The 10,858-nt window shown below is 67.1% G+C and carries 13 protein-coding genes; 3 read left to right on the top strand and 10 right to left on the bottom strand.

Going from position 1 to position 10,858, the window contains the following annotated elements; genetic code table 11:
* Positions 1-105: 105 nt before the first annotated feature.
* Together DBR22_RS02910 and DBR22_RS02905 are read right to left on the bottom strand one after the other, a co-directional pair.
* Positions 106-441 (bottom strand): cupin domain-containing protein, encoded by a 336-nt coding sequence (locus tag DBR22_RS02910; protein ID WP_108597704.1) that lies wholly within the window; start codon positions 439-441, stop codon positions 106-108.
* Between the two features lie 151 nt (positions 442-592).
* The gene (locus DBR22_RS02905) at positions 593-778 is read right to left on the bottom strand and encodes a hypothetical protein (RefSeq protein WP_108597703.1); all 186 of its coding nucleotides are present in this window, start codon (positions 776-778) and stop codon (positions 593-595) included.
* Between DBR22_RS02905 and DBR22_RS02900 the strand changes: the two genes are divergently transcribed.
* Positions 777-1,100 (top strand): hypothetical protein, encoded by a 324-nt coding sequence (locus DBR22_RS02900; protein ID WP_108597702.1) that lies wholly within the window; start codon positions 777-779, stop codon positions 1,098-1,100. The two genes, DBR22_RS02905 and DBR22_RS02900, sit on opposite strands and share 2 nt — an antisense overlap.
* A gap of 43 nt (positions 1,101-1,143) precedes the next feature.
* On the opposite strand, the gene DBR22_RS02895 is transcribed toward DBR22_RS02900, so the two are convergent.
* Entirely contained in the window at positions 1,144-1,767 is a 624-nt protein-coding gene (locus DBR22_RS02895) for a dihydrofolate reductase family protein (RefSeq protein ID WP_108597701.1), read from the bottom strand.
* A gap of 116 nt (positions 1,768-1,883) precedes the next feature.
* On the opposite strand from DBR22_RS02895, the gene DBR22_RS02890 reads away from it, so the two are divergent.
* The gene (locus DBR22_RS02890) at positions 1,884-2,381 is read left to right on the top strand and encodes a DinB family protein (RefSeq protein ID WP_108597700.1); all 498 of its coding nucleotides are present in this window, start codon (positions 1,884-1,886) and stop codon (positions 2,379-2,381) included.
* A gap of 45 nt (positions 2,382-2,426) precedes the next feature.
* On the opposite strand, the gene DBR22_RS02885 is transcribed toward DBR22_RS02890, so the two are convergent.
* Positions 2,427-2,894, bottom strand: a complete 468-nt coding sequence (locus tag DBR22_RS02885; RefSeq protein WP_108597699.1) for an SRPBCC family protein — start codon at positions 2,892-2,894, stop codon at positions 2,427-2,429.
* Between the two features lie 143 nt (positions 2,895-3,037).
* Here DBR22_RS02885 and DBR22_RS02880 point away from each other — a divergent pair, with 143 nt between their 5' ends.
* Positions 3,038-4,222, top strand: coding sequence for a metallophosphoesterase family protein (locus tag DBR22_RS02880; protein WP_108597698.1), 1,185 nt, complete (start codon positions 3,038-3,040; stop codon positions 4,220-4,222).
* Positions 4,223-4,339: 117 nt separating this feature from the next.
* Here the strand turns inward: DBR22_RS02880 and DBR22_RS02875 are convergent, their stop codons facing one another.
* From DBR22_RS02875 to DBR22_RS02850, 6 genes are all read right to left on the bottom strand, one after another.
* Entirely contained in the window at positions 4,340-5,701 is a 1,362-nt protein-coding gene (locus DBR22_RS02875) for an MFS transporter (RefSeq protein WP_108597706.1), read from the bottom strand.
* 57 nt (positions 5,702-5,758) lie between these two features.
* Positions 5,759-6,115 (bottom strand): GNAT family N-acetyltransferase, encoded by a 357-nt coding sequence (locus DBR22_RS02870; protein ID WP_108597697.1) that lies wholly within the window; start codon positions 6,113-6,115, stop codon positions 5,759-5,761.
* Between the two features lie 74 nt (positions 6,116-6,189).
* A complete protein-coding gene (locus DBR22_RS02865; RefSeq protein WP_146187354.1) occupies positions 6,190-8,136 on the bottom strand; it encodes a glycogen debranching N-terminal domain-containing protein in 1,947 nt (648 codons plus the stop codon).
* Positions 8,133-9,518: an MGH1-like glycoside hydrolase domain-containing protein gene (locus tag DBR22_RS02860; protein WP_219928071.1), complete on the bottom strand. Its 1,386-nt coding sequence runs from the start codon at positions 9,516-9,518 to the stop codon at positions 8,133-8,135. The genes DBR22_RS02865 and DBR22_RS02860 overlap by 4 nt, the downstream gene beginning before the upstream one ends.
* Positions 9,515-10,312 carry a sugar phosphate isomerase/epimerase family protein gene (locus DBR22_RS02855; protein WP_108597695.1) on the bottom strand — a complete coding sequence of 266 codons (798 nt, stop codon included), beginning with the start codon at positions 10,310-10,312 and terminating at the stop codon, positions 9,515-9,517. The genes DBR22_RS02860 and DBR22_RS02855 overlap by 4 nt, the downstream gene beginning before the upstream one ends.
* On the bottom strand, positions 10,309-10,858 hold a 550-nt coding region (locus tag DBR22_RS02850; RefSeq protein ID WP_146187353.1), incomplete at its 5' end, for a zinc-dependent alcohol dehydrogenase. The genes DBR22_RS02850 and DBR22_RS02855, both read right to left, overlap by 4 nt.

Raw genomic sequence — 10,858 nt, 5'->3', positions numbered from 1 at the left:
CCCCCGCCGTGGCAGCAGGCCATCTGCGAGCAGGTCCGAGCTGCTCTCCCTGGCCGGGTGCCGGCGTCGTAATTCCCGACGGCGGCGCCCCGGCAGCCTGAGCCGCTACCGGTCGGTCTTGACCACCGTGAAAAGGACAGCCGAATCCTCCTCCGCTTCGAGGCTGTGCAGGCCGTTCGGCACGATCAGAAGGTCCCCCGCCTTGCCCTGCCAGGACTCACTGCCCGCTTTCAGCCAGACGGAACCCTGCAGCACAAAGACCGTGGCTTCGCCCGGGTTCTGATGCTCGCTGAGCTGCGTGCCGGCCCGGAAAGCCATCACGGTCTGGCGGAGCCGCTTCTCGTGCCCGCCGAAAGCGGTATCCGCGGCGCGGCCGCTGGGGGCTGCCACCGCGGCGGTGATCTGCTGGCGGGCCAGGGCGTGGATCGATATCTTTTGCATGTGGCTACCGTACCCACGATTGACGGTGTTGCCGAGGGCCGATCGTCCTGAAGTTATCCTCTTTACGCGGCTTCGAGGACCGCCTTGAGCTTGGACAGCTGCGCCACTTCGGTCTCCATGGTCCGGGAAATCAGGGGACCCACGATCTTCATCAGGCCTTTGGGCTGCAGGTCAAGGTGAAACGGACCCTGGTCCCGTCCGCAACCTCGTTGAGGAGGTACTCCCCTGCGGGCCGGGCGGGGCCTTCAACCACCTGGAAGGCGAGCCTCCTGCCTGGCTCGGCGGCGGTGATTTCGTAGTCACCCGCGAGGGGCCGGCCGCGGGATAATGGAACCATGACCTATCAGGATCAGGACCGGGACCCGTGGGAGGAGTTCGACAGGCTCAAGCCCGCAGCCCCGGACCGTGTGGAGGGCTACCCCGGAGGCGAGCCTGTGGGCTTCGGCTTCCGGACCGGCGTGCGCAGCGCCAAGGTGGCCATCGGGTTCGCCGTGTACGCGCTGGTCCTGGGCACCACACTGGTCCTCACCGGCACCGTGGTCTTCATCGCGCAGGGCGAGTGGCTGCTGCTCGCCCTCATGGCCGTCATCGAGGCGATCTTCATCTATGCCTTCATCCGCCTGGTGCGGCAGGCCCGCACCCGCCGCCCCTCCAGCTAAGGCGGCGTTGGTCCCGGCACGCGGTGCGCCTGGGGTTTGAGCCCTAACCCTGCTGGTCGATGGCGGACATGTCGCCGACGCCGGGTGTGCCTTCGGCGAGCGCATAGCGCTGCAGCACGGCGCCCTTCGGTGAGGCGATGACAGGCTCGATGAGCGTGAGGTTCGTTGGAATCACCCCGCCGGCGAAGACCTTCTTTCCTTTGCCGAGGAGGATGGGATGCACCCAGAGCGTGAGCCGATCGAAGAGCCGTTCGGCGAGCAGGGTCTGCACGAAGTCCAGGCTGCCGATGACGTGGGTGTTCTCGTGCCGGTCGCGCAGTTCGCGGACTGCAGCGGCGACGTCCGGGCCCAGCAGCGTGGACCCGGCCCACTCGAGGGTTGGATTCTGGCGCGAGGCCACGTATTTCGGCAGCCGGTTGAACAGCTCTGCGATGTTCCCTCCGGCGTGCGGCCAGTACCCGGCGAAGATGTCGTAGGTCTTGCGGCCAAGCAGCAGGGCGTCCATCCCCTCCATCCCGGCGTCGATCTGCCCGCCGACCACTTCGTCAATGAGCGGTGCCTGCCAGCCGCCGAACGCGAAACCGCCTTCAGTGTCCTCCTCAGGCCCGCCGGGTGCCTGCGCGACGCCGTCGAGCGTGGTGAACAGGTCAATGTGGATGAGTCCCATGCCGTGCTCCTTCTCTGCCGCCCGTCGTCGACTCTGACGACGGGATCACTTCTTGGTATCAGCCATGGATCCACCATAGGCTCGGGCCACGGCGATGGCCATGGAATACTTCGTCCATGCCTGCCCACCCCGCCCCGCTGGCCGAGACCGCCATCCATGAGCCTGCCCGCGCCCAGTTCGAGGCCTTCCTCGATGACCACAGGAACCTGCTCAACGCCTGCCTGGACGGCCTGACCGAGGAGCAAGCACGGCGGCGGCTGGTGCCGTCCCGGACCACGCTGCTGGGCCTGGTCAAGCACGCGATCTTCGTGGAAAAAGTCTGGTTCGATGAGGCCATCACCTGCCGGCCCCGCACCGAGATCGGCATCCCCGACACGCCCGACGAGTCGTTCATCCTCACGGACGATGACACCATCGCTACCGTCCAGGCGGCTCACGAACGGGCATGCGAAGCGTCCCGCCGGGCCACGTCGCGGCTAAAGCTGGACGACGAGCTCCCTGGCAACCGCCGCGGCCCGCTCCCCTTGCGTTGGGTCTATCTGCACATGCTGCGCGAACTGGCCCAGCACTGCGGGCACGCGGACATCCTGCGCGAACAGATCCTTGCCCCCTGACGTCCGGTCCGCCAAGATACGTGCCTGGGCCCGCGGCCTGGGAAGTCAGGCCTTGTTGGCCTTCACAGCGGACGACAGTGCCGCGAGCCCGCGCTCGAAATCGGAGCCGACCAACTTGTCCATGTTCATGAACAGGGCGAAGACCTTCCCAAGTCCCTTGTTCTCCCCGGTCATCCGCCACGTCACCCGCGTGCCGCCGTCGGCCGGTGTCAACGTGAACGTGGTGGGATTGACGGCTTTGAAGGGCTTGGTGAATTCGAGCCGCACGCTGATGCTGCGCGGGAAATCAGACTCCACAATCTCCATGGTTCCGCTGCCTGCCTTGCGGTTGCCGTTCCAGGCGTATTTTGCACCGACGCCGGCGTCGTTGCCGGAGTAGGACCGGTCCATGGTGGGGTCCACGGCCTCCCACGGTGACCACTTGGTCCACTCGTGAAAGCTGTTGACCAGCGGAAAGACTGCCTCAGCCGGTGCGGGAATGAGGGCGCTGCGCGTTACTTCGTAGGGTGACATGCGGCAATCATAGGCGCCCTCGTTCAAACAACACGTCCTGCATCCGGCGTTCACCGGAAGTTTCAGGGAGGGATGCTTCCCCCTTCTACGCTCACCGGAGCGGCGGCCTGAATCAGGGGCCGCCACAGCGACGAGAGGCAGTAATGACCACCGGAATCCACCATGCCAAACTGAGCAGGCGGGCGGCCCTGGCCGCCGCCGGAACCCTTGGAGCGCTGGGACTGACCGTCGCCTCCGGCGTGGCCAGTAACGCAGCACCAGGAACTAAAGCGCCCAAACCCACCCTTGCCTTTCGCCCGGACGGCCGGTTCAAGGTAGTCCAGTTCAACGACACCCAGGACGACGAGCAGACCGACCGGCGCACCATCGAACTCATGGACAAAACCCTGGACGCGGAACAGCCCGACTTCGTGGTGATCAACGGGGACGTCATTAACGGTGACTGCCATACCGAACTGGACGTCAAGCAGGCACTGAACCACGTGGTCCAGCCCATGGAGAGCAGGAAGATCCCTTGGGCCATCACGTTCGGCAACCACGACGAGGATTCAGTGTCCCGGACCGGCATGACCGAGGCCAGGATGCTGCAGTTCCTGCAAACCTACGAGTTCAACGTCAACGGCGACTCCACCGACGGCCTGACCGGCACCTCTAACTCGCTGCTGCTGGTGCAGTCCGCCAAGACCAAAGCGCCTGCCTTCGGCCTCTGGCTCATCGACACCGGACGCTACGCCCCGGACACCATCGACGGCCAGGACTTCCAGGGCTATCCGGATTGGGACTGGGTACGCATGGACCAGGTCACCTGGTACCGCAACGTGTCCATCGCTACAGAGCAAAAGTACGGCAGGAAGATCCCGTCCCTCATGTGGGGACACATTGCCCTTCACGAGCACCGCAACATGTGGTTCGCCAGCCTGGACTCACGGACCGACGCCGACCACGGGCGCGCGCTCACCAAACACGGCATTGTGGGCGAGCGGAACGAGGACGAGTGCCCCGGCCCCATCAACTCAGGCCTGTTCAGTGCCTTCCTTGAACGGGGAGACGTCAAGGGCTACTTCGTGGGCCACGACCATGTCAACACTTACGTGGGCAACTACTACGGCGTCCAGCTCGGCTATGCACCCGGAACCGGATTCGGCGCCTACGGTTTGTCCGGCGCTGAGCGCAACCGCCTCCGCGGTGCGCGTGTTTTTGAACTGGATGAGAACCACCCCGACGTGTACGCAGACACGCGGCTCGTCTTCGCCAAGGATCTGGGCATCGACCTGACCGCCAACGATCAGCCGATCGTTCCACAGCCGCTGAACCCCGCCCAGCTCTAGCTTTCTGCACGGGCAGGAACTGTCCGGACGGCACTTTGCGCTGATGTTGAGGCCCGGGACCAGCGCGAAGTGCCGTTCTGCGGAGGCGGGCGGAGAAACGTGCCTGCCGGATGAAGGCTAGTCCCTTCGCTCGCGCCACAGCAGCGTCACGCCGAACACCACCGCGCTGAGCACCAGCATGGCCAGCACCATCTGCCCCCAGCTCTCCTGGTCCACGCCACTGCCCGCGAACACGCCGATCAGCACGGTGGCGGTGATCGCGCCCACGTAGCGGCACGTCTGGAAGATGCCGGCGGCGACGCCCCGCTCCTGCGGCAGCGTGGACACAAACATGCCCTGGTTCGAGGCGATGCTCACCACGCCGTACGGAATGCCGATCAGCGCCGTGAGTGCCAGGACCAGCGGAACGGCCAGTGACGCGGTGAGCAGCCACGTGAGGGCGGCCGCCCCCGTAAGAAGTACGACGCCGGCAATCATCACCCGCCGCACGCCGAACCGGCCCATGGCCCGGACAGCCCACGGCGTCGACAGGACGGACAGGGTTGCCATGGGCAGCATCAGCAGGCCCACCAGGCCGGGATCGTAGCCGCCGGCTTCCTGCAGCAGCTGGGGCAGGCCGAAGAACACGAAGTAGTACACGCCGTTGAACACCGCGAAGCCTACATAGACAAGCATGAGCGGCCGGTTGCGGCCCAGCAGGCGCAGGTCCAGAAAGGGCGGGCTGAAGCGCAGCTCGCGCCAGGCAAACAGCGCGGCCACCACGGTACCGGCGCCAAGCAGATACCAGCGGTAGCCCGGGGCGACGTCCAGCATGGCCATCATCACCAGGAGCAGGGAGCTGACAAAGGCAAGAATGCCCGGGATGTCCGAGTCGCGCAGCAGCTCCGCGAGGCTCCCGCGTTCCCTTGCCGTGTCTGCCGGCGCCGTCTGCCGCACGATCAGCAAAGCCGCCAGGGACAGCGGAACGTTGACCAGGAACAGCGCCTCCCACCCCACGAAGCCCACCAGCAGGCCGCCGAGCACCGGCCCCACCGCTGCCGCCGAGGTGTTGGCCATCTGGATCCTGCCCAGCGGACGGGCGGACTCCAGTTTGGCCCGGTGCGCTATGTCGCCCACCATTACCACCGCGCTGGGGTAGGCGGTGGCAGTGCCAAGCGCCATCACGGCCCGCGCCACGCACAGCAGGGCGAAGTTCGGTGAAAAGGGGGCCAGCGCGCAGGTCACGGCCACGAGCGCCATGCCGAGCATAAACATCCGCCGCGGCCCGAACCGGTCAGCCAGCCGCCCCATCAGAGGCTGGCCCGCGGCCGAACTCAGGTAGAAGGAAGTGATGACCCAGGTGACGGTGGCGACGTCGAGCCCGAAATCCGCGCGCAGCACCACCAGGGCCACGGCGATCATGGACGAGTTCAGCGGGTTCAGCGCCGTGCCCAGGCTGAGGCCGGCCACCGCCAGGCCGGTCCGGGGTTTGTTGCTCACGGAAACAGTCTGGTGCACGCGGCCGCCGGACAGCGACTTCGTGAACCCGCGCGGCACTCAGGCCTTGGCGGCCCGGGACGCCAGCGAATCCTCCAGGAACTGCAGGTGCGCCGGAGTGATGGCCACGGTGCTGCCCGAGTACTCCGGGTGCTTGACCAGGAATTTCTTGATGAACGGGCACACCGGCACGATCCCCAGGCCCGCTTCCACGGTGTCATCAAGGGCAGCAGCGGCCAGCTTCCCGGCAAGACCCTGGCCGCCGTATTCCTCGTTGATCACGGTGTGGTAGAAAATCCGCTGGGGTGCGGCGCCGCCGTCGTACGTTTTGTACGCCGCCTTGCCGATCGCCTTTCCGGCCACGAGCACTTCGAAGCGCTCGCGCGCCGGGTTGTGCCGGATGGTGGATTCAGTCATGGGGAGTCTCCTGGGTAGCTGCTCCTGCCAGCCTAATACGGGACTCCGCACGGTGGACCACAGCCGGCTGCCGCCTACGCGTGGCGGACGGCGGTCAGGCCGGCAGCGGCCGCCCACGCCTGCGGGGAGCCGGCGTGGTGGTACTTGACCGGCACGGGGAAGTCCGTCCGGGAGAATCCGCCGAACAGTTCCGGCAGGCTGTTGCCGAAGTGGGCGGCGGCATCCCGGATCCCTTCCGCGACGGTCCGGGCCTGGTCGGTCAGCCCGTAGGCCGCCATTCCCTCCGAGGCCAGCATGGTGTCATGGGGCCAGACCGAGCCGTTGTGATAGGACATCGGGTGGTAATAGTGCTGGCCTTCCGCGAGCGTACGGATCCCCCAGCCGGTGAAAAAATCGTCCTGCAGCAGCCGGTTGGCCACCGCACGGGCGTCTGCGGCATCGAGGATCCCGGCCCAGAGGAGGTGTCCGGCGTTGGAGGCCAGCGCGTCGACCTGGCGGCCCTGCCCGTCAAAGGCCAGGGCGGGAAAATTTCGGCCCGCCATCCAGAAAGCGTCCCGGAAGCGTGCTTTCAGTTCGTCCGCGAGCCCGTAAAGCGTGTCGGCCCACGCCTGGTCGCCCCACTGCTCCTCGGCCAGGCGGGCGCATTCGCGGAGGCCGCGCCACGTGTAGCCCTGGACCTCGGCGAGGGCAATGGCACCCTCCGGCTGCGTTCCGTCGGCCCCTGCGACGGCATCGAACGAATCCTTCCAGCCCTGGTGCAGCAACCCTGCGGGATCCGGCGTGTACCGCACAAAGCCTGTCTCCTTCAGGCCGCCGTCGCCGAGGATCCACTCGACGGCAGCGCGGGCCGGCGCCTCCATTTCCTTGATGAGCGCGGCGTCCTCCACGTGTCCCAGCGCCATCAGGAACAGCGGCGTGGAATCAACGGTGCCGTAGTACCGGCCGTATGGTACGGCGCCCAGCTGGGCGAGTTCACTGATCCGCACCTCATGGACGATCTTTCCGGGCTGCTCCACGCGGGCCGGATCATCCACGGTTCCCTGGGTTGCCGCCAGGGCCCGGAGGACATCGCCCAGCAGTTGCGGGGCTTCCTTCCGTGTCAGCATGCAGGTCAGCAGCGAATCGCGGCCGAACAGCGTCAGGAACCAGGGCAGGCCCGCGGCCGGAATGATCAGCTCGGGCTTGACAGGGCAGGGCATCAGCAGCGATTCAAGGTCATTGAGGCTCTGGCGTGCGAGGGCGGTCAGCCCGTTCCGGGTGAGCCCGTTGCCGGTCAGGCCGGCGCCTGCCAGCGCGTTGCCTGCCCGTCCGCTCCCGGAACGCCCGACGGCGGCGGGAACCGGCCGCCGTGCCTGCGCGCTGGTGGAACCGGCTGAGATGGTCAGCGTCTGCGTTTCGCCGGCGGCCACCGGCAGCTCCCAGGACAGTGCAGCGCCGACGAAGCGCCCGTCGTCGGGTTCGCGGCGGACCGACGGCGGGATGCTCGCCGCCAGCCGGACTCCGGCCTCAAAGGTGCGGCCCCGGAAAGTGTGCGCGTAGCCGAACGCCAGCGAGCCGTCGTCGAGCACGTCAAGGCTGCTTGCCGCGCCGCTGAGATCGAAGACCCGGCCGTCCGTGCGGACGGTGAACTGGTCCGCGAAATCGGTGCCGGCCCGCAGGACCAGCCGTGCGCTGATGGTCTCCAATCCGAGGTTCCGGATGCGGAGCGTTTCCGTGAGGCCGGCGGCGTCGAGTTCCTGCGTGCGGAACACGAACAGATCGTGGGTCTGGTTCCGCCGGGCGGCCGGGCTGAGGGCGGTGTTGCGGCGGCCCGGTTCGCGGACGCTGCCCACGTCCCAGAACGTGGAATCGTTGATCTCCAGGATCCAGCGGGAAAGGAGCCTGGTGTCCGCCACGTACAGGCCTTCGGTTCCCTGGGCGGGCGCGTCAGTGCGGCCCACGCTCCCGTCGGCCGCGCCGCGCATCATCGCCCCATGGGCTACCAATACAGAGACTGCTGATGGGGGTGCACTGGCGGTCACAAGGCGCTCCGGTGGTAGGTGGTTTCAAGGGCGAGGGCGGCGGTCCAGCTGAAGCTGCGTGTGCCGTGTGCCGCTCCGGTCCAAGGGTCGACGTATTCAGGGAAATCGTGCTGTGCGGCGAGCCGGCCGATGTTGCCGCGGAGGAACTCCGCCTGCCCGGTCCGTCCCAGCCGCTCCAGCGCCTCGGACACCATCCAGGACATGTTGAACCAGGCCGGGCCGCGCCAGTATAGGGCCGGGTTATGGTCCTCGGCGGTGGCGTCGTAGCTGGGCACCATCAGGGCACGGCCGTCCATAAAGCGGGGCCCGTTGAGGGTTTCCAGCAGCTGGTCCGTGTTCGCGTGATCCGGCAGCAGCAGCGGAATGAGGCCATTGATGGTTGCCTTCGGGACCACGGTTCCGTCGGTGACGTCCCGCGCGGAATAGCAGCCCAGCTCCGGCACATAGAGGGCCTCCAACGCTTCCGTGATCCGCGCCGCGCGCTCCGCGTGCGCTTCGCCGGGCAGGCCCAGTTCGGCGGCGATGTCCGCCAGGGCCAGCTCGGACACCGCGAGCAGGGTGTTGAACATGGGATCTTCCAGCAGGAAAGGGTAGTCCGGATCGGCGTCGTCGCAGCCGTGGTCCCGGTAGCGTTCAGCCATCCAGAAGTACTTGCCGTACTCCTTCTGGCTGGGCCGCTCCCCCGCGTCCGCGTGCTGGAGGTCAGGACGGTTCAGGACGGTTTTGCAGTCCGCCGGGATCCGCGTCATCACGGTGTCCCACAGGGGAGAATTGTCCGTGCCGGATTCCCAGGGGTGCACAATGCAGGCCAGTCCTGAGCCGCCCCGGTCGCGCCGGCCGGAAAGGTATTCGTGCCAGTGCACCAGTTTGGGATAGCTCCGCTGCAGAAAGGACCGGCGGCGTGACTCTGCGGGGTCCGCCTGGTGGATTTTCCAGACGGCCCAGGCGTGGTTGGGCGGTTGCACCAGCCCGGCGGTCTCCGCGTGCCGGGGTGACCCGGGGATGCTCCGTGACTGCCAGAATGACGCTCCGGGCGCATAGTCCTGATCGCGGTGCGGATCGAAGATGATCTGGGGCAGCCTGCCGTCGTCCCATTGGCCGGCGAAGAGTGCGTCCATTTCCTGGCCGGCACGGCGGGGTGAGACCCGTCGCAGGCCCATCGCGATGAAGGAAGAATCCCAGCTCCACTGGTGCGGATACAGGCCGGCCGCGGGAACCGTGTGGGTCTTGCGCCAGTTGGCCTCCAGCACTGCCGTGGAACGGGCGGCGATCAGCGCCGCCGTCGCGGGATGGCCGCCGTCGGAGGTTCCGACGTCGGCCGAACCGCCGGTGAGCGTCGCGCCCCCGGAGGTCACGCCGTCGGACGCCCCAGCGGCCGTCACAGGTACCGCCCCAGGAGGGACGGCACCCGGGGCAGGACGTCCTCCGCCGGTCCTGAAAGCCGGGACTCGAGGGCGACGGTCCCCTGGTAGCCGATGGATTTCAGGGTGGCGCCGAACAGGGCCCAGTCGATGTTTCCGGCACCGGGTTCGAGGCGGTTCGAATCGCTGGCCTGGACGTGGCCGATGTAGCCGGCAGCGTCCTGGAGGGCCGCAGCCGGATCACTTTCCTCGATGTTCATGTGATAGGTGTCCGGAGCCAGGCGCACTGAGTCCTGGCCCACGAGCTTCAGCAGCCGCACGCCGTCGGCGAGGGTGTTGATCATATGGTCCTCATAGCGGTTCAAAGGCTCCAGGTAGATTTCCACGCCTTCAGCGGCCGCATGCTCGCCCAGTTCGCTGAACGCTTCCATCAGGACGGCGGTGTCCTCGTCTGCGGTGCGGGGAGGGATGAAGGGCGGCAGCCGTTTGGAGAACATGCCGTAGGAGGCAGGTGTCATCACGCCGCGGCCCTCGATTTCGGCCATCACGCTCAGCTGCGACTTCAACTGGACCACGGCGTCCCTCCGCAACTCACCGTCAAACGCACCCACGAAGTGCGTCATGTCCACACAGGCGGTGGGCATGATGACGCCGGCATTCCGTGCCCGGCGGAGTTCGGGCAGCCGGGCTTTGAACTTCAGGTCGCCGGCGGAGCGGAGTTCGATCCCGTCGTAGCCCCAGGCCAGGGCGTATTCGAACTTTTCCTCCAGGCTGGTGCCCGGCAGGTGCTGCTCCTGGACGGTAATGAGGGTCATGGGAACTCCAATACAACCTGGAGCGCGGATTCTGCGTCCGTATCCAGGAGCTCATAGGCTTTGGCGGCATCCGCCAGCGAAAAGGTGTGGGTCACCAGCGCGGGGGCGTTCACGCGCCCGTCGGCGAGGTGGTCAACCACGGTCTGCTGCAGCCGCGGAACGGTCCAGCGGGACCGGAGCCTGTTGGGGACGGAGCCGATCTGGGAGGCCAGGACCTGCACCCGGTTGTGATGGAACTCCTCGCCGAACCGGACACCGGCCGCCTCGCCCTGGTAGAAGCCGGCCGCGATGACCGTGCCGTCGGCACCCACGGCGCGGGTGGCTTCGTGAAGGGCCCGGTAATTGCCGCTGAGTTCGATGGCCACGTCGACGCCGGCGCCTCCGGTGATCCGGCGGATGTCTCCCGCAAGCTCGGGAACCGGGCTGAGGGCATGAAGGGCGCCCCATTCCAGCGCACGACGGCGGCGGGCCGCGATCCCGTCCACGGCGATCACCTTCGCGCCGTTAAGGACAGCGAACCGCGTGGCAAGCAGGCCGATGACGCCT

This window comes from Arthrobacter sp. HMWF013 (assembly GCF_003061105.1).
Taxonomy (GTDB): Bacteria; Actinomycetota; Actinomycetes; order Actinomycetales; family Micrococcaceae; genus Arthrobacter.
The sequence above is the reverse complement of the archived record's forward strand: the minus strand, read 5'-3'. Positions and strand labels throughout refer to the sequence as shown.

Coding starts and splice junctions, on each gene's coding strand:
- DBR22_RS02910 (WP_108597704.1), bottom strand. CDS start 441: ATGCAAAAGATATCGATCCACGCCCTGGCCCGCCAGCAGATCACCGCC.
- DBR22_RS02900 (WP_108597702.1), top strand. CDS start 777: ATGACCTATCAGGATCAGGACCGGGACCCGTGGGAGGAGTTCGACAGG.
- DBR22_RS02905 (WP_108597703.1), bottom strand. CDS start 778: ATGGTTCCATTATCCCGCGGCCGGCCCCTCGCGGGTGACTACGAAATC.
- DBR22_RS02895 (WP_108597701.1), bottom strand. CDS start 1,767: ATGGGACTCATCCACATTGACCTGTTCACCACGCTCGACGGCGTCGCG.
- DBR22_RS02890 (WP_108597700.1), top strand. CDS start 1,884: ATGCCTGCCCACCCCGCCCCGCTGGCCGAGACCGCCATCCATGAGCCT.
- DBR22_RS02885 (WP_108597699.1), bottom strand. CDS start 2,894: ATGTCACCCTACGAAGTAACGCGCAGCGCCCTCATTCCCGCACCGGCT.
- DBR22_RS02880 (WP_108597698.1), top strand. CDS start 3,038: ATGACCACCGGAATCCACCATGCCAAACTGAGCAGGCGGGCGGCCCTG.
- DBR22_RS02870 (WP_108597697.1), bottom strand. CDS start 6,115: ATGACTGAATCCACCATCCGGCACAACCCGGCGCGCGAGCGCTTCGAA.
- DBR22_RS02855 (WP_108597695.1), bottom strand. CDS start 10,312: ATGACCCTCATTACCGTCCAGGAGCAGCACCTGCCGGGCACCAGCCTG.